The following is an 18355-nucleotide window of genomic DNA, read 5'->3' on the forward strand; positions in this document are numbered from 1 at the left end:
AGCGGGCCGCGAAACGAAAAACCCCTATGCACGCCTGGGCGGCATAGAGGTTTTTCATGTTACGTGATGGCCACGAGGCCGCTGTATTGGGCGATGTACGACAGCATTTTGCCGGAGAGCGGGACGATGAACTCCATGTTTTCCCGTTCGACGACGCCCGAGCGGGTGACGATGCGCGCCCACTTCACGGACAGCTTGTAGTAATCGGAGCCGAACGCGGATTGAATCACTTCGTTTTGGTGACGGAACGAGATCGGCGTGCTGTCCAGCTTCACCGGCACCATGCTGACGATGTCGTGTAAAAACAGATGGTAGGTCATGTGCGGCTTTTGAAACACCAGTTCTTTGCTGGTGACGGAGCAGCCCAGGTTCTTGTTCATCTGGGTCAGCTTCAGTTCGCCTTCCAAATTTTTTAGACGAATAAAATCGCTGTTCATGTGGTTTCCCCTCCTGCGGCAGAAGGTCCCGTCCGGAAGCGGGGAACGGGATTCCGCCCGATAATGGGCTTGCGCGGCGCAGTACGCGACCGCCAAGCGGCTGATGGGGCCTCGGAAACGGGTGTCTCTTTATCATAGGAAAAAAACCAGGAAAAACGCAAGGGAAAACCATGGATGACGACAGGGAAAAGGAGATGGAGCACCATGCTGGACATAGCCAAGGAAGCCGCACGACAGGCGGGCGCGTTTTTGCAGGAGCGGTTCTTGGAGCGGCTCGTGCCCGATGAGGAACTGCACAACGACGTCAAGCTGCCGGAAGACAAGGAAAGCGAACGGCGCATCATCGAGGTGTTGCGCCGTCATGTTCCCGCGCATGCGATCTATTCCGAAGAGATCGGCATGGTGGAGGGCGACGAGGAATACCTCTGGATCGTCGACCCGCTGGACGGCACCAACAATTACTTTATCGGCTTTCCCTACTTCGCCGTCTCCATCGCGCTGCAGCACAGAGGCGAAATCGTGCTGGGAGTGGTGTACAACCCGGTGGCCGGCCAGATGTTTTGGGCGGAGAAGGGAAACGGGGCGTTTTTGAACGGCAGACGCCTTGCCGTCAACGAGCGGGACGATCTGACGAGAGCGGTCGGCACGTACATTCGCGGCCGCGACACGGTGACCAAGGAGGAAGAGTGGGTGTTTACCCGTCCGTTCGCGATGAACACCAAGCGGCTGATGCGCAACCTCGCTCCCGCCCTGGACTGGTGCCTCCTGGCAAACGGGTGGCTGGACTACATCGTCATGCAGCGCTCCGGCATCATGGATGTGGCGGCCGGCATCCTGATTGCCCAGGAGGCGGGGGCGGCCGTAACGGATTGGGAGGGGAACCCGTACCGGCACGGATCGTTCCGCGCCGATCGCTTCCCGTCGCTGGTGGCCAGCAACGGACGGCTTCACGAACGGATTTGCCGCTTGATCGGCGGATAGGGGGCGGCCGTTGATTCGGTCCCTGCGAAACCGGACCGTTCCTCCTGCATGGAAAATGGTGTTCTGTTATCTCATGGGGAATGAGAGGTACTGCACATGGCACGCCTGGAGTACCGTTTGCTGGTCGAAGCCAATGGCTATCCCGTCCTGTTCTACTACGACCCAAGGGACACGTCGTCTACGAAAAGACGTCCTGCGCCGTCGAACCCGGCTGTTACGTCATCTACGTCGTCGAGTGCCGCCGCCGTCGCAGGAGCCATCGTCGTTTTCGTCGTAGCAGTCGTCGTCGTAATAGGTGTTGTCATCAGCCGCGCACCGGGGCAAAGGGCGGCATCGGCAGCTCGGGCTTCAGCAGTTCGGGGTAACGATGACAGACTATCTGAATCGGCGCGAGCGGCTGTACGGACCGCTCAGGGCGAGCGGTGTCTTTACCTGGGATTGGTTGTACGGAGAAGAGTACGCCCTGGCTTGCCTCCGGGAAATTTCGCCCGATCTCCGGCGACGCTTGGCCGAGGCGACGGCCAGGCTCGGGCGCGTCCTCGCCAAGGTGGTACCCGTGCTGCAGCAGGCGGATGACGAGCTGCTCCTGGAACTGGGGGTGCCGAAGGAAGCGCTGGCTGCGGTTCGCCTCGCCGTAGCAGGCATCAGTCCCACAGTAATCGGCCGGTTTGACTTTGCCGAGACGGACGATAGGCTGAAAATGCTGGAGTGTAACAGCGACACGCCGACCGGGATTGTCGAGGCGTTTTGTGTCAACGAACACGCCTGCCGCTTTTTCGGCGTGAAAAATCCCAACGAAGGGATGGCCGCACAGATTGACGCTGCGTTTCGCGGCATCATCCGGGCGTACCGCAGACAGGGGCACGCGGTCAGGCACATTTGGTTCAGTTCGCTGGATTGGCACGAGGAGGACAAGGGAACCGCTTTCGAGGAACGGAGGCCTACGTCAGCAAGCCCATCTTCGGCCGGGAGGGCGGCGGCGTCGTGCTTTACGATGCGGACGGAACAGCGGTGGAGCGGGATGGCGAAACGCTGTACTGGGAGCAGCCGATGATTTACCAGAAGCGGGTGGAACTGCCCGTCGTGACCGTCGAGACGGCCAACGGGCCGTATGAAGGACGGCTGCTTTGGGGCTCGTTCTGGATCGGCGGGTTCATGGAGACGATCGGGATGCTGCTGCCGGCCGGCCGAGCGTTCGGATGGCGGTGACCAATAGGGGCCCGGGCGTGCACAAGGAACTGCGAACGAAGCATGTCATGCCGTTCGCGGGGTTCTTGCATGCCCGGCGCTTTTTTTGTTGACGGCCGGCGTGGATGCCACTATAATTCCAAGTAACTATATAGGAATTATAAAAATTTGGGGGAAAGGGGGAAGCCGAATGACCCATGCGGCCGTGCTGGTCATCGCCCACGGATCGCCCGACCCCGACTGGATGGAGCGGGTGGAGGAAGCGGTCCGTCCCTACCGCCGCCAGATGTTGATTCGGGTCGCCTACTTGGGCGGGGTGGACGGGCGCGGCATCGCCGATGAAGTGGAGCGCCTGGAGCGGGCGGGCGTGGAGACGATTGCCGCCGTGCCGCTGTTTGTCACCGCCGGCAGCACACACGTCAGCGAGATCAGGGGAATGCTCGGGCTGGAGCCGGACGCTGTTTTGCCAAAAGAAGTCCGGCCTGTCTCCACTCGGGCCCGGTTTCTCTGGTGTCCGCCTTTGGAGGACCATCCGCTGGCGGAGCAGATCGTCTGTGAACGGCTGCGGGGGCTGTCCGTCGATGCCCGCCGCGAAGCGCTCCTGCTCGTCGGACACGGCAGCGACCTGCCGGGGTATCGGGAACGCTGGGAGCGTCTCCTGCACCGCTTGACGTTCCGCCTGCAAAACCGCTTTTACTTCACCGCCGCGGGCTATGCCACGCTGCGGCCGGATACGGTCGCGACCCGCGCCCGTCAGCTTGCGGCTTGCGGCGAGCTGATCGTGCTGCCGCTGTTCGTCAGCCAGGGGTATTTTACCCGCCGCGCTCTTCCGGAGCGGCTGGCGGGGGTGCCCTACCGGTACGACGGCAGCGCCTACCTGCCTCACCCGCTGATCGGCGAGTGGATCGTACAGTCGGCGGAGGCAGCGTTTTTGTTGGACTATCAAACGCAAAGGAGCGTGTATGGCGATGGCCGAGCAACGTAAATGGAAATGGGCGGATGACCCGAACCTGAACAAGGTGGAGCTGACCAAGCTGGAAAAAGACGGGCTGGACGTGATCGAGACGATCATCAACACCTATTCGAAGCAGGGGTACGACTCCATCGAAGCTTCCGACTTCGACCGATTCAAGTGGGCGGGCGTCTACCAGCAGCGGCCCAAGGACGGCCATTTCATGATGCGGGTGCGTATCCCCGGCGGGATTTTGACCAGTGATCAGGCCCGTGTACTGGCCGGCATCGCCCGTGACTACGGCCGCGACCTGGTGGACGTGACGACGCGGCAGGCCGTGCAGTTCCACTGGCTGACCGTGGAGTCGCTCGCCGACATCTTCGAGCGGCTGGGGTCAGTCGGTCTTTCCTCGTTCGAAGCGTGCGGCGACTGTCCGCGGACGATCGTAGGCAATCCGCTCGCCGGCATCGATCCGCATGAAGTGATGGACACGCGTCCGATCGTCAAAGAATTGGAGCAATTCTTTCTGCTCAACCGGGACTTTTCCAACCTGCCGCGCAAGTACAAGATGTCGATCTCGGCCAACGTGTACAACGCGGCTCACGCGCAGATCAACGACCTGGCGTTTACCCCGGCGAAAAAGACGATTGGCGGGGAGGAGGTCATCGGCTTTCACGTCTGGGTCGGCGGCGGCCTGTCGGCCAAACCGTACCTGGCGCAGCAGTTGGACGTCTTCTGCCGCCCGGAAGAGGTCGTCAAGGTGGCGGCCGGCGTCACCACGCTGTTCCGCGACCACGGCTATCGGTACAAACGGACCCATGCCCGGCTCAAGTTCCTGGTCGCCGATTGGGGAGTAGAGCGGTTCAGGGAAGAACTGCTGAAGCTGACCGGCGAACTGGAGACGAGGGGAGAAGACCTGCTGAAGGGCTGGAACGCCGGCTACTTTTACGGTATTCACGAGCAGCGGCAGACAGGCTTCTACTACGCCGGGCTGTCGGTGCCCATCGGCCGCATGAACGCGGATGAACTGCTGGAGCTGGCCCGCCTGGCGGACGAGTACGGCGACGGAACGATCGGCACCTGCAACACGCAAAACGTGCTGATCCGCAACATTCCGGCGGAAAAAGTGGAGGCGTTCCGGGCTGAGCCGATCGTGGTCAGCCGGTTCAAGCTGGAGCCCAACACATTCGTCGGGTATGCCGTCTCCTGCACGGGGATCGAATACTGCAATCTGGCGATCGTGGAGACCAAGGCGCGGATGCGGGCGCTGGCGGAGTATCTGGACGAGACGGTGCCCTTGGACACGCCGCTGCGCATCCACATGGTGGGGTGCCCCAACTCGTGCGGCCAGCGGCAGATCGCCGACATCGGCCTGCAGGGCGCGCTGGTGAAAACCCCGGAGGGAATGGTCGACGCGTTTGACGTCCACGTCGGCGGCACGCTGGAAGACGCTCGCTTCAACCAAAAGTTGAAGGTGCGCATTACCGCCGACCGGCTGGGACCGTTCCTGGCGCAGCTCATCACCGTCTACAAGAAAGAGCGGCTGGAAGGGGAGCCGTACTGGCGCTACGTGGAACGCGTCGGAATCGAGGCGATTCAGCGGCAGGCGGAGGCGATTTTACAGACGGCGTAAGCGGCGCCGAGGAGGAGACGAGATGGCGGAACAGCAAGCGGAAACGTATCTGTACAAATTGGAAGCGGAGCTGGCGGACCGGCTGCTGACGGTCGTGGTCGTCGCACAGTCGGACGAACGAGCGTTCAGCTCGGCGGAGAACAACATTCTCCGGCACACGGTGGCGCCGCCGCAGATCAAACAGCTCAGCCTGGTGGAAAAAAAGCCGCTGGGGCGGCAGGGCGTGGGCTATGTGATTGAAACGTCGCAGTTTTGAAAGGAACAACGGCGCGGCGGCTTATGCCCGCCGCGTCTCAGGGAAACCCGGCAGCGAAGCCTCGGCGGGGCGCGCCTTGCCGCGTCAGACAAGGAACGGGTACAGCGAGGAGGGCGGTTGATGAGGAAGACAGGCAGCGTCATGTTTGTGGGGGCCGGCCCGGGGGATCCCAAGCTGCTCACGATCAAAGGCAGGGAGGCGATCAAACGGGCGGATGTGGTCGTGTACGACCGGCTGGCTAATCCGCTGCTGCTCGCCCACGCCAGAACGGATGCGCGGCTGATCTACGTCGGCAAGGAAGCGGATCGCCACTCGCTTCCCCAGGAGGAGATCAACCGACTGCTCGTTCGGGAAGCGCAGCAGGGCCGCCTGGTAGTCAGGCTGAAAGGCGGCGATCCGAGCATCTTCGGTCGGGTCGGCGAGGAGGCGGAAGCGTGCCGGAAAGAAGGGATTCCGTTTGACATCGTGCCCGGCATCACCTCGGGCGTGGCGGCTCCGCTGTACGCGGGGATTCCGCTGACGCACCGGGAGTACAACTCGGCGGTGGCGTTTCTCACCGGCCACCAGTGCGAGCAAAACGCGGGCAGGGAGCCGGATTGGGCGGCGCTGGCTGCTGTCGAAACGCTGGTGATTTACATGGGCGTGAAAAACCTGCCGTTCATCCGGGAGCGGCTGCTGGCGCACGGCAAGGCGGCGGATACGCCGGTGGCGCTGGTGCGCTGGGGCACGCTCAGCGAGCAGCAGACGCTGGTCGGCGTGCTTTCCACCATCGATCGTCAGGCAGCGGAGGCGAAGTTTTCCGCGCCGGCGATCATCGTCATCGGCGAGGTGGTCAGGCTGCGCGATACGCTCGAGTGGTACGAGAGCAAGCCGCTGTTCGGGCTGACGGTGGCCGCGGCCGCCGACGATCCGGCGGAACAGGAGGAGAGCCTGTTGGCGGAGTTGGAGTCGCTGGGGGCCGATGTCCTGCCGGTGGCGGTCGCCGCGCGGGCAGCGGGGGCTGATGAAGACGCGGTACGCCTGACCGATGAGCTGGAAGCATGCCGGTGGCTGGTGTTTGCCGACGAGCGGCAGGCGGACTTCTTTTTCCGCACGCTCCGTGAACGGCGGATCGATATCCGCCGGATCAAGGCCCGGATTGCCGCGCTGGGCGAACGGACCGCCCAGGCCCTCGAGAGTCGGGGACTGCCGGCGGAGCGGCTGTTTGCCGCAAACGAACCGCACGCCGCCGTATACCGGAACCTGCCGCTCGCCCCGGGAGACCGGGTGCTGTGCCTGAGCAGCGGCCCGAGCGGGATCGTCGCGTACCCGGACGGGGGGGTTTGGCGCACGGCTTCCGCAGGCCGTCTGGCATGGGTCGATTCCCACCCTGCGGCCCCGCTGCTGCGGGCCCGGACATTCGACTGGCTGGCGGCGGATGATCCGTACCATCTGGAGGCGCTGGCGCAGTTCGCCGGAGAAGGCTGGCAGGACCGGCCGCTGCTCTGTGTCGGCGAAGAGACGGCTGCCCGTGCCCGTTCCATGGGCTGGAGGCAGGCGGTGTTATGCGAGCGGGGAACGTCGGCACTGGCGGAGGAACTGCAGCGAGGTATTCGCACGCTCGGCGTTCGTACGGCCCAACATGCCGAGTATCTGTACCAGCACCATGGGCGGTAGTGGTCCCACGGCGAAAAGCGGTATCACCATTGCCTTGTTGTTCGCCAGAAACATCGGCGCCAGCGGGACGGCAACTTCAATGGGAGCGGCGTGCGCCGGGAAAACAGTTCGGTCAACGATCAAGGAGGAGGCATATGAACTGGAATTACGAATCGGCGACGGATGCCGATCTCGCCTTTGTCAATCGGGGGATGGTGGGCAAAGACGCGCTGGACGTGATCAAATGGGCGTACGGCACGTTTGGCGACGACCTGGTGTACGCCTGCAGCTTTGGAGCGGAAGGCATCGTGCTGCTCGATCTGATCAGCAAGGTGAAGCCGGACGCCCCCGTGTTTTTTCTCGACACCCATCTCCACTTTGCCGAAACCTACGACCTGATCAAACGGGTCCGGGAGCGCTACCCGACGCTGCGGATCACGATCAAGGAACCGGCGCTCTCCCTGGCCGAGCAGGCGGCCGCTTACGGGGAGGCGCTGTGGGAGCGGCAGCCCGACCTGTGCTGTCAACTGCGCAAGGTGGAGCCGTTGGCGTCGGTGCTGGAGGGGGCGGTCGCCTGGCTGTCCGGTCTGCGGCGGGAACAGTCGCCGACGCGGGCCCACGTCCAATACGTCAACCGGGACAACCGCTTCCGTTCGCTCAAGGTGTGTCCGCTGATTCACTGGACGTGGCAGGAGGTATGGCAGTACATCCGCACGTTTGACCTGCCGTACAATCCGCTGCACGACCAGGGGTATCCCAGCATCGGATGCGCCCCCTGCACGCGCGCGGTCCAAGAAGGAGAGGACGCGCGGGCCGGCCGCTGGGCGAACACGGGCAAGACCGAATGCGGCCTGCACGTCGCGCCCGCTTCGGCAACTCGATCCGATACAAAGGAGTGAAGGACATGACGACAAGCCGACCACACGGCGGCACACTGATCAACCGGTTCGATCCGGAAGCAGACCTCTCGCTGGCGGTGCGGGAGGTGGAACTGGACGCGTTTGCGCTGGCGGACCTGGAACTGATCGCCATCGGGGCGTACAGCCCGCTCACCGGCTTTCTGGAGCGCGGTGATTACGAATCGGTCGTGGAGCGGATGCGGCTTGCGAACGGGCAGGTGTGGAGCATTCCCGTCACGCTGCCCGTCGCGGAAGCGGATGCGGCCGGACTGAAGGCCGGCGATTCCGTGCGGCTGTCGCACCAAGGAACCGTATACGGCCTGTTGGAAGTGCGCGATATCTACCGTCCGGACAAACAGGTGGAAGCCCGCCAGGTGTACGGCACCGACGACGTCAACCACCCGGGGGTAAAAAAGCTGCTGGAGCGGCCGAATGTGTATCTCGGCGGTCCGATCACGCTGGTTAGACGGCCTGACAAAGGCGTGTTCGCTGCCCATACCTTTGACCCGGCCGAGACCAGAAAACGGTTTGCCGAGCGGGGCTGGAACACCGTGGTCGGCTTCCAGACGCGCAATCCCGTTCACCGCGCGCACGAGTACATTCAAAAGGCGGCACTGGAAATCGTCGACGGCCTGCTCCTCCATCCGCTGGTCGGCGAGACAAAGGCGGACGACATCCCCGCCGCCGTCCGCATGGAGAGCTACCAGGTGCTGCTGCGCCACTACTATCCGGCCGATCGCGTGCAGCTCGCCGTGTTTCCCGCCGCGATGCGCTACGCCGGACCGCGGGAGGCGATCTTTCACGCGCTGGTGCGCAAAAACTACGGCTGCACCCACTTTATCGTCGGCCGCGACCATGCCGGTGTAGGCAATTACTACGGCACGTACGACGCGCAGCGCATCTTTCTGCGATTCACCCCGGAAGAGCTGGGCATCACGCCGCTGTTTTTCGAAAACAGCTTCTACTGCCGCGCCTGCGGCAGCATGGCCTCCAGCAAAACCTGCCCGCACGGCGCGGAACATCACGTGGCGCTGTCCGGCACCAAGGTGCGGGAGATGCTCTCCCGCGGGGAAGCGCCGCCGCCGGAGTTCAGCCGCCCGGAAGTCGCCAAGGTCCTGATCGAAGGACTGCAGGCGCTGTCCGTCTGACGGAGAGAGGGGAGGAAACGCGATGAGCAGAGAGACGACGAGCACCCATGTGGTTTGGCATCCGACGACGGTGACGAAGGCGGACCGGCAGCGGCAAAACGGCCACAAAAGCTGCATCCTCTGGTTTACCGGACTGTCCGGCGCGGGCAAGTCGACGCTGGCCAACGCCGTGGAGCAGCAGCTCCACGAGCGCGGCCTGAAGAGCTACGTGCTGGACGGCGACAACATTCGGCACGGCCTGAATCGCGGGCTGGGGTTCGGCCCGGCCGACCGCAAGGAAAACATCCGGCGGATCGCCGAAGTGGCCAAGCTGTTCGTCGACGCGGGCGTGATCGTGCTGACGGCCTTCATTTCCCCATTTCGCGAGGACCGCGAGCTGGCGAGGGGACTGGTGGAACCGGACGAATTTGTGGAGATCTACGTCAAATGTCCGCTGGAGGAGTGCGAACGGCGCGATCCGAAAGGCTTGTACCGGAAGGCGAGAAGCGGAGAGATAGCGGAGTTTACCGGAATCACGTCTCCGTACGAAGAACCGCTCGCCCCGGAGCTGGTCGTGGAAAGCGGCACGCAGTCGGTGGAGGAGTCGGTCCAAATCGTCCTGCGCCATCTGGAAGAGCGGGGGATTATTCCGGCAAGCCGGTAGAGCAGAATCATAATGAAACGAAAAAACAGGCATGGCGGTTGGTCGCCATGCCTGTCATACGTTATCCCCTTACTTTTTCGTCTCCTGTTCAATTGCCTTGAACTGCTCCAGGGACTGGTGCTCTTCCAGCGCTTTTTCCACGAACGTGCGCAGGAAGCCTTTTTCATGGAAAGTGTCGAGCGCTTTTTTGTCTTGTTTCAGTTGGTCTATCGTTACAGCAGCGTCTTTGGACGGAACGTCGTACTTGGTCGGTTTGCCGAAGTTGTAGGCGAACTGGTCGGATTCCAGCCCGATGGTCAGCGGCTGTTTCATTTCCGGAGCCTGGAAGGTAACGTTCAGCGTGCTCTTTTGGCGAACCGGCAGTTTTGCTTCGTCGATGTAGAAGTCCAGGTTCCATGTCAGACCGTGGAAGCCGTTTTGTTTGGCCTTTTCCAGAAGTTGTTCCGGCGTCAGCTTTTTGCCCTCGGTATTCAGCCATTGTTTGGCTTGGGCCAGACCGGCCGTTACCATTGCTTCGGCGACCGCGCGTTTTTCCGCCTCGGTGGTTTTCTTCTCCGGATTGAGCAGCTCTTCCTGCAGGCTGTTGGAGAGCACCAGCATGTCGATGGCGAACGCTTTGACGTCCTGATTGGCCACCGCGTCGTTGGCGGTGTAGAAGAACAGGTTGATCAGTTCCTTGGCGTCAAGCTTCACGGCTACGTGGGTCGCCTTTACCTTTTCGCCGTTGGGGAGCTCTACGGTCTCGGTGCCCAGGTTTTTCGCGTTGGACAGCTTGTAGCCGTATGTAGCGATGTACTTCTTCGCGAAGTCGATCGCCAGTTTGTTCATCTTGTCCTGATACTCTCTTACTTTGGCGGCGTCTACTTTGACTTCTCCGCCGAGAGCGGCCGCGTTGTCCACGTTGGTGTCAACCAGCAGGTACTTTTGATCCAGCGGCGTTTTCGCAAACACCTTGTCGTCGTTTACAATCAGCTCCAGCGCGGCCTTTTTGTCGCCGGTCCAGAACCCTTTTTCGCGAAGCAGCTTGTCGTCGTTTACTTCCAGATTGACCTTCACGTTTTTCAGGTCGAGCTGCGTACCTTTCACGGTTACGCCCGCTTTCACAGCGGCCAGGAGTGCGGCGGTGTCCTTGTTCTGCTGTTCCCCCAAGGCGGCCGGCAGCTTGTCGACGTCGCCGGTCAATTTGAGTGTCCCTACAAAGTCGTAGTTGGGCTTCTCCAGAGATGCCACCACGGCGTCGCGCACGAGAGACGCTTCGCCGGCGCAACCGGTCAGAAGCAGCATCAGCGCGAGAAGCAGGGCACTACCTTTTTTCCACATGCTGTCATCCTCCCCTACATCGTCTTTGTGTTTTTCCAATATGTACTACGTTCCATATGAAAAAAGGTTGCGGAATTTTGGAAAAAAACGCGGGACTGAAAAACAAGGGGATGATTCATGGTAATATGATAGAGAAAATTGATCGATACAGAAGGTAGAAGAAGGTTACGGAAGAAAGGAACGTTGCAACATGTGGTCGTGGCTGCACAAGCTGATTCGATATATTCTGGGAGAAGAAGAGCAGGAGTGGGAGCAGGAGCGTGAACACGCTCATCGCCCGCCTGCCGGGCCGTCCGCCGGTCAGCTCCGGGCAAAGACGAAGAACATTTACCCGAAACAGCGGGGCGACGAGCAGGAACCGGAGCTGCCGAGAAGGGAGAAGCAGCGCCATTTTCGCTTTCCCGTGATCTCGGACGAGGAGCTTCGCCGGCCGAAGAAGAGAGGGTCGGTGGAAGCGGACAAGCCCGGGCGGGATGCCGGTCTGTCCTCCGGAGGGCCGGATTTGATCTTCCGCAGCGGCTCATCCGCTCGCAGCACCGCTGACGGGATGAAGCCCGACGAACAAGTGAAGCCAGAAGTCCTTCAAGGGAAACGGGAAGCTGAGCGTCTCCCGGGCGAAGCGGACCGCGCGAGAGTGGAACCGGTCCGCCGTGAAGAGAGAAAAGCCGAGCCGTTTCGCCCGGCACGGCCGACTGCGGAAAAACGTACATACACACCGTCGGAGTTCATCTCCCCGGTATACGGAAAAATGACGACGTCCACGCGGGAGACGGAGCACCGGATTCATACGACGTCCGGGGTCGTCTACGCCGGAGCGGACAGCCTGCGGGAACTGGCGGACAGGGAGGCGGCCGCGGAGAGCGACCGCACGGAGGTGCCGACTGCAGCGGAGACAGACGCGGAGAGCGACCGCACGGAGGTGCCGACTGCAGGGGAGACAGACGCTGTTTCGGCGGATCGCGGCGCGTGGGCGCTGCCGGATGAACCGGCAGCGGGAACGGCTGCAAAGCTCCCGTGGACAAAGCGGGAAGTGCCCGCGGCCGAGACCGGTACGGGTGCGGGGGAAGCTGCTGCCGCACGGGCCGTTCCGGAGGCACAAGCAGAAGCGGCGGCGTCCGATGCGGTGACAACACTCGATTTGGTGTTCAAAAACAAGGCGGCGGCCGAGGCCGTGGCAAAGACGGAGACGGTGCCCGAGACGGAGACGGTGCCCGAGACAGAGACGGTGCTCGAGACAGAGACGGTGCCGTCGGAAAAGATGGACGCGGGAACAGAATACGCTCCAGCGGCGCAGGATGTTTTCCGGAAGGAGGACGGGTCCGACGGAAACCAGCCGCCGCTCCCGGTTGCCCCTTCCGTTCCAGACTCGGCGGTGAACACGGAAACGGCAGAGACTGCCGCAGCGGCGAATCCGCCCTCTGTCCCGGGGACTGCCGCAGCGGATGGGGTGATGGAGGCGCCGGCGAAAGCCAAGTGCGAATCGCCCGCAGAGCCCATCGAAACAGCGGCGGGAGACATGGCCGAAGTGCCGACAGAACCGGCCGAAACGCCGGCGGCAGTGAAGTCAGAGGCACCGGAAGAGCCGGTCGAACCGCTGGCGGCAGCGAAGTCCGACGCATCGGCGGCAAAACCACTCTCTCCTTCATGGGAGTCGTCCGCTCCCGTACTGCCCGCTCGCGCCCATAATGAACAGCCCGCAGCAGCCGGGCTGGATGCTGCCGCAGAGTGGACAGCCCTGGAGGAAGAGACGAGCCCAGGAGAAACCGCCGCATCGTCCGCTTCCGCCGTCGGGCAGGAAAGGGCATCGTCGGCTGTAGGAGCGGCGGAACCGGCCGCCTCTTACGTGCTGCCGTCGCTCGATCTGCTCGACCCCAGCCCGCCGATGAGCGAAGACGACGACGAGCACACGCAGCTCCAAAAACTGCTCCTGGAGGAGACGCTGGCCAATTTCAACGTCAACGCCCAGGTGGTGGGCATCGTCAAAGGGCCGTCCGTCACGCGCTTTGAGCTGCAGCCGGCGCCGGGGGTCAAGGTGAACAAAATCACCAGCCTCATTGACGACATTAAACTGAACCTGGCGGCCAAGGACATTCGCATCGAAGCGCCGATCCCCGGCCGCAACGCCGTCGGAATCGAGGTGCCCAACCTGACCAGCCAGCCGGTCCTGATCAGCCGGATCATCGGCTCGGCGAAATTCCGCGAGCATCCGTCACCCCTGGCCGTGGCGCTCGGCATGGACATTGGCGGGGAGCCGATCGTCGCCGACATCAAGAAGATGCCGCACGGACTGATCGCGGGCGCCACCGGCTCGGGGAAAAGCGTCTGCATCAACTCGATCATTGTCAGCCTCTTGTACAAGGCGACGCCGGAACAAGTGCGGTTGCTGCTGATCGACCCGAAAATGGTGGAACTGGCTCCGTACAACCATCTGCCCCATCTGGTGACGCCGGTGGTGACGGACGCCAAGCAGGCGACGGCCGCCCTGAAGTGGGCGGTGGAGGAGATGGAAAAACGCTACGCCCTTTTCGTCGACGCGGGGGCGCGGGACATCGAACGCTACAACCAGACCGTCGACCAGCCGCTGCCGTACATCGTCATCGTGATCGACGAGCTGGCCGACCTGATGATGGTCTCGCCGCAGGACGTGGAGGAATGCATCATCCGCATCGCACAAAAGGCGCGGGCCTGCGGCATTCACCTGCTGCTGGCCACGCAGCGGCCGTCCGTGGACGTCATCACCGGCAACATCAAGGCCAACGTGCCCACCCGTCTCGCCTTTGCCGTCTTCTCGCAGGTGGATTCCCGCACCATCCTCGACCAGTCGGGGGCGGAGCGGCTGTTGGGACGGGGCGACATGCTCTTTTTGGAGAGCGGGGTCACGCCCGTCCGCCTGCAGGGGAACTACGTCTCGGACGACGAAATCGAACGGGTCACGCGCGCGATCAAACAGCAGCGAAAGCCGTCCTACCTGTTCAGCAAAGAGGAGCTGGAGCAGCAGGTCCAGTCGTACGACATGGGCGACGATCCGCTGTACCACGAGGCGCTGCTCTTTGTCGCAGAACAGGGACAGGCCTCCGCTTCCGCGCTGCAGCGCCGCTTCCGCATCGGGTACAACCGGGCGGCCCGCCTGATCGAGATGATGGAGGCGGACGGCTACGTCGCCGGCCAGAGCGGCGGCAAGCCCCGCGCCGTGCTGATCACCCGCGAGGACGCCGAGGCGCTTGCAGAAGGATCGACACTGTTCTAGGGAAACGAGGGAAGCAGCAAAGGTCTTGCCGATTCGGCAAGGCCTTTTTTTGGCTTTCTGGGACAGCCGGGACGTGGTTGGCTCCTTGTCGGCACGATGTCGGACAGACGGACAGGCTGGATGGGGGTTATGGAGTTGGTCAATCAATGAAATTTGGATGTCCAAAAATTCCCAGAAAGGGGATTCCAAACGATTCTCAAATTTTGTAAAATAAAGTAAAAAATTGTTTCCTTTCAAGGGGGAGTGCTTATATGGGGAGACAGCGGTCGTTGCGCTCTGAAATTGAACATCACTTGAAGGAGCACGATTACACGCTGAGTAAACTTGGTGAGTTGACCGGCATTAATCCTGGACACTTGAACGAATTGCTGAATGGCGATCCGCCGCGGGTCATTACGATCGGACAGCTTGATGCGATGGCTGCGGCTTTGGGTCAGGCTCCGGGATGGTTGTACGAACTGTACGAAGAAGAGTGTTTCTCCGAAGGAAAAGTATCCAGGTCACGAGTCGTTCCATTTCTGGTTCGATGCGCAGAGATCGGTCGGCATGATTGCATGGAGCAGGTTGTTTCCAAGCTGCTGGAGAACCCGAAGAACGTCTCCATTCTCTTTTCCGTGGCCGAGCATCTCTTTGAACGCGGGAAGCAAAAGGAGTCAGTTCCTTTTTATCAGCTAGTGATTGAAAACGAAAAAGATAGCCACGCTGAGCGCTTTGTAATGAGCCAATACCGGTTATTTCGAGCTTTACAGGGTACTGATGCAGAGAAAAATTGGGAGGCTGTTATCCGGTTTGATCCCTATCGAAAGTGGCTGCCGGAGAATCATCAGTTGGATGCACTGCTGCAGTTGGCCAATGTCTGCTACACGCTACGAAGGTGGGAACTCGTTGAGAAATACGCGGACGAGTTAAGGGAATTGGCCCAGAAGACGAGATATGCAAGCGAAAAAACCCGAAAAGTGGCCAAACCCAAAAAACGGAGCGGCCATTGGAGCGGCATCTTGTCGTGTACTATGGACAAGGGTATCTCTTAAAAGGTGTAGCATTAAAAAATCAAGGGAAGTACGAAGAAGCGAAGCGTTATGTGGATGCTTACGCAGATTTAAGCTGGTTTGAAATCTTGGACGAAACCGGTCAAGCAGAAGTACAGAAGTTTCGCCTATGGGCAACAGCCAATTCGTATACGTTGGATATGCTCACGGGGAAAACTGATATTCTTCCGGACTATATCCGGTTTCTTGCCGATCACCCGAATGAGGTTCTGCCCGGCCTGGTAACAATTTTAAAATCGGCGAATGAGTACGGTTTCTCCGTCGACCATGTACTTCAACAGTTCGGGGAGCGCATAAGTCGTTTTGAGGGACAGCAAAACGTAGTCCGACTGAGCCACCATATCCAATTCCGCTATCAATTGGCAGTATACTTATTGAAAAAAGGGAAATGGAAAGAAGGGCTAGAAGAAACAGTAAGGTGTCTTGTTTTGTCTGATACGATGATGGATTATGACAACTTCAAAAGATGTTCGGCATTGTTCTGGGCGCATCTCCAACACGCATCGGATCAGCAAAAAAGAACCTATCAAACCGTCATGATGAAAGGAGAGGTAAAGGATGAAAGGGATTTTGCTTTCATTGGCTCTGGTATTGGGATTGTCTAGCGGCATTTGGTCTGCAAGTCCGATAGCAGCGGCCAAGGATAACATCATCCAGTACGATCACGGCGTAGGCGGTTAATCAAGAAGTCCCCTGTTCGGGGGCTTCTTGTATTCATCACATTTTGGCGTTTCTCCTGCTGCTCGGTATCATCCCGCAGGCTTTCTGGAAAACATGTGCGTACAAGCAGGTACAACGACTGTCTCACCTTCATGAGCACCCCTACCTCACTTGCGCAAACCGGGTCAGTAAAAAGTCGGCCTTCCGTGCCTAAGCGCACTCAAACAGACAGACAGATCTTGCCGAAACATCCGTTGCTGCTTTATTCTGAAAAATATGACAAAAGGAAGCGGAGGTACGCGCATGGACCCGCTGAAAAAGAAGTACCAACCGATTGACGAACAGATTGTCCTGTTCAATGACGAGCATTACCTGAGCGTGCAAAGGCTTGATGTGTCAGGCCTGGACGCGGAAGCGAGAGCGTCGCTGTTCAACCATCTGTTCGCGTTTGACAGCGGCGACATCGAACTGGAGATCGACATCTCCGAGGAGCATCAGGGGATTTGGTACCTGCAGCTGCTCGTGCCGCACGTGCTGACGCTGCCGGATGCGGCCCGCAAACGCCTGGAGAGAGGAGCGGAACAGCTTGCCCTCCATCTGACGCAGCAGCCGCATCGTCCGGCGTCCAGCCGGGTGGCCGGAGACGACATGCTTCGGTATGTACGGCGCTACAATCCCAATCTGGACGTAACGGCCTGACGGTTGTCCAGGAGAAAAGAAGGAACGAAAAACCCAATCACCCCTTGCCCACGAGTGGACGAATCCACGGGGATTGCGCCGCTGCCTGCAAGGGGTGTCTGTTTGGAACGGAGGGGCCTCGTTTAATTTGCAGCCGCATTTGTGCTATCATACGTGGTAGACAAACCTGTACGAAAGGCGGGCTGCCTGTGAAGCTCAAAGAGATCTGGGATTGGATACGTTCCCTGGCCTTCGCGGCAACGCTGGCGCTGGTTCTGGGCGTCTTCGTCTTCCAGCCGTTCAAGGTGGAAGGCCACTCCATGGACCCGACGCTGCACGATCAGCAGAGAATTTACGTGTCCAAACTCCCCCACACCTTTTCGTACCTGCCCGATTACGGCGACATCGTCGTGATCGACAGCCGCGTGAACCGAAATCGGACATTCCGGGATGACCTCTTGGGCCATCCGTTGATTCACCTGATGCTGGGCAACCAGAAGGAAGATTTCATGTACGTCAAGCGCGTGATCGGCAAACCGGGCGACGTCCTGGAATTTAAGGATCACCTGGTATACCGCAACGGCAAGCCGCTGGACGAACCGTACATCAAGGAGACGGCCCAATACGACGGCCTGGGGAAAGTCGTCGTGCCCGACAACCACATCTTCGTGATGGGGGACAACCGCAACAACAGCCGGGACAGTCGGGACATCGGCTTTATTCCGCTCGACCACGTGATCGGCACCAAATTGGAGTGGCCGTTCTAAAGGTGGTTTGACAAGCTGGCCGCCGCAGACTGGTGAATGAAGAAGCGGACAACGAAAACGGAAGCGGGCCCGATAAGGGACTCGCTTCCGTTTCGTGTTTTTCAGCCGCACGTGCGGTAAACGCCATCATTAATTGGTAAAAAATACATATTTATGTTGCGTTTTCTAAAAATATGACTTAATATGTTGCAGTAGAAAAATTTGGAATTTGCGGTGGTGTTGAACATTGAAGAAAACGTTGCTTTTCCTAGCGGTTTGTATGGGGATTGTTTCCTCAAGTGCTGGTATTGCCTATGCTGCGACGTTGGGAAAGATCTCCTATTGGTACTCCGACAAGGATATTATCAGTAGGTGGAGTACGAAACGGTATGTGTGGGCAGGGATGATGGACAAGAGCATAGCGACTTCTGCTTTTGCATCCTATGTTAGTCACGCGATGAGTCAATGGCGCACAGCAGGGATTTCAAGTGATGGAGTTGATGAAAAATCTGATGCGAATATAAATATTTACGGGGGAACGTACAATACGTTGAAAGCAATGGAACCAAGTTTGAGCAGTTCAAATACTGGTCTCACTGTCTATGATGGAACATTAACGTATGAAGGCGATTGGCAATACGGTACTTCACTCAAGCAAAGTTACAAAATCGGCTCACCTGTGAACGTATATATCGTGCAAATAGACGGAAAAACGTCAAACGGATACAAAAAAACAACCACTCATGAATTCGGACACGCTCTTGGCTGGCGTGGGCATTCTGGCAATTCAAATGATGTCATGTATGGGACCGCCAGCGAAGTAACCACATTGACATCGAGGGATAAGAATCATCTTGTTCAAATATATTAATCCTTTCAAGAT

At 59.8% G+C, this 18355-nt stretch carries 16 protein-coding genes and 1 pseudogene; 15 read left to right on the forward strand and 2 right to left on the reverse strand.

The window, feature by feature from the left end; genetic code table 11:
- Positions 1–59: 59 nt before the first annotated feature.
- Positions 60–437: a hypothetical protein gene (locus A6764_RS06330; protein WP_029098650.1), complete on the reverse strand. Its 378-nt coding sequence runs from the start codon at positions 435–437 to the stop codon at positions 60–62.
- A gap of 204 nt (positions 438–641) precedes the next feature.
- Between A6764_RS06330 and A6764_RS06335 the strand changes: the two genes are divergently transcribed.
- The 10 genes from A6764_RS06335 to cysC all read left to right on the forward strand — a co-directional run bounded on the left by A6764_RS06335 (position 642) and on the right by cysC (position 9772).
- The gene (locus A6764_RS06335; RefSeq protein WP_065067032.1) at positions 642–1418 is read left to right on the forward strand and encodes an inositol monophosphatase family protein; all 777 of its coding nucleotides are present in this window, start codon (positions 642–644) and stop codon (positions 1416–1418) included.
- A 367-nt stretch (positions 1419–1785) separates the two neighbouring features.
- Positions 1786–2472 carry a glutathionylspermidine synthase family protein gene (locus A6764_RS06340; RefSeq protein WP_065067031.1) on the forward strand — a complete coding sequence of 229 codons (687 nt, stop codon included), beginning with the start codon at positions 1786–1788 and terminating at the stop codon, positions 2470–2472.
- Entirely contained in the window at positions 2403–2627 is a 225-nt protein-coding gene (locus A6764_RS06345) for a hypothetical protein (protein ID WP_255309666.1), read from the forward strand. The genes A6764_RS06340 and A6764_RS06345 overlap by 70 nt, the downstream gene beginning before the upstream one ends.
- A gap of 169 nt (positions 2628–2796) precedes the next feature.
- The gene (locus A6764_RS06350; protein WP_264622453.1) at positions 2797–3591 is read left to right on the forward strand and encodes a sirohydrochlorin chelatase; all 795 of its coding nucleotides are present in this window, start codon (positions 2797–2799) and stop codon (positions 3589–3591) included.
- Positions 3575–5191: a nitrite/sulfite reductase gene (locus A6764_RS06355; RefSeq protein WP_065068415.1), complete on the forward strand. Its 1617-nt coding sequence runs from the start codon at positions 3575–3577 to the stop codon at positions 5189–5191. Before A6764_RS06350 ends, A6764_RS06355 begins: the two co-directional genes overlap by 17 nt.
- 22 nt (positions 5192–5213) lie before the next feature.
- Positions 5214–5447, forward strand: coding sequence for a DUF3906 family protein (locus A6764_RS06360; protein WP_029098658.1), 234 nt, complete (start codon positions 5214–5216; stop codon positions 5445–5447).
- A gap of 120 nt (positions 5448–5567) precedes the next feature.
- Complete coding sequence (cobA, locus tag A6764_RS06365) at positions 5568–7103, forward strand: uroporphyrinogen-III C-methyltransferase (RefSeq protein ID WP_264622454.1); 1536 nt, start codon at positions 5568–5570, stop codon at positions 7101–7103.
- A 134-nt stretch (positions 7104–7237) separates the two neighbouring features.
- Complete coding sequence (locus A6764_RS06370; protein ID WP_065067029.1) at positions 7238–7981, forward strand: phosphoadenylyl-sulfate reductase; 744 nt, start codon at positions 7238–7240, stop codon at positions 7979–7981.
- 5 nt (positions 7982–7986) lie between these two features.
- Positions 7987–9129, forward strand: a complete 1143-nt coding sequence (gene sat / locus A6764_RS06375; protein ID WP_065067028.1) for a sulfate adenylyltransferase — start codon at positions 7987–7989, stop codon at positions 9127–9129.
- A 22-nt stretch (positions 9130–9151) separates the two neighbouring features.
- Complete coding sequence (cysC, locus tag A6764_RS06380) at positions 9152–9772, forward strand: adenylyl-sulfate kinase (RefSeq protein WP_065067027.1); 621 nt, start codon at positions 9152–9154, stop codon at positions 9770–9772.
- Positions 9773–9841: 69 nt separating this feature from the next.
- Here cysC and A6764_RS06385 read toward each other — a convergent pair whose 3' ends face one another.
- A complete protein-coding gene (locus tag A6764_RS06385; RefSeq protein WP_065067026.1) occupies positions 9842–11092 on the reverse strand; it encodes a hypothetical protein in 1251 nt (416 codons plus the stop codon).
- A 190-nt stretch (positions 11093–11282) separates the two neighbouring features.
- On the opposite strand from A6764_RS06385, the gene A6764_RS06390 reads away from it, so the two are divergent.
- The 5 genes and pseudogenes from A6764_RS06390 to A6764_RS06410 all read left to right on the forward strand — a co-directional run bounded on the left by A6764_RS06390 (position 11283) and on the right by A6764_RS06410 (position 18343).
- Positions 11283–14339, forward strand: coding sequence for a DNA translocase FtsK (locus A6764_RS06390; protein ID WP_264622455.1), 3057 nt, complete (start codon positions 11283–11285; stop codon positions 14337–14339).
- Between the two features lie 251 nt (positions 14340–14590).
- Positions 14591–15993 (forward strand): annotated as a pseudogene (locus tag A6764_RS22355) (helix-turn-helix domain-containing protein).
- Between the two features lie 358 nt (positions 15994–16351).
- Complete coding sequence (locus A6764_RS06400) at positions 16352–16747, forward strand: hypothetical protein (protein WP_065067025.1); 396 nt, start codon at positions 16352–16354, stop codon at positions 16745–16747.
- 188 nt (positions 16748–16935) lie between these two features.
- Entirely contained in the window at positions 16936–17493 is a 558-nt protein-coding gene (gene lepB, locus A6764_RS06405) for a signal peptidase I (RefSeq protein ID WP_065067024.1), read from the forward strand.
- 226 nt (positions 17494–17719) lie between these two features.
- The gene (locus A6764_RS06410) at positions 17720–18343 is read left to right on the forward strand and encodes a matrixin family metalloprotease (RefSeq protein ID WP_141669652.1); all 624 of its coding nucleotides are present in this window, start codon (positions 17720–17722) and stop codon (positions 18341–18343) included.
- Positions 18344–18355 lie beyond the last annotated feature (12 nt).

Source organism: Brevibacillus sp. WF146, from assembly GCF_001673705.2.
GTDB lineage: Bacteria > Bacillota > Bacilli > Brevibacillales > Brevibacillaceae > Brevibacillus > Brevibacillus thermoruber.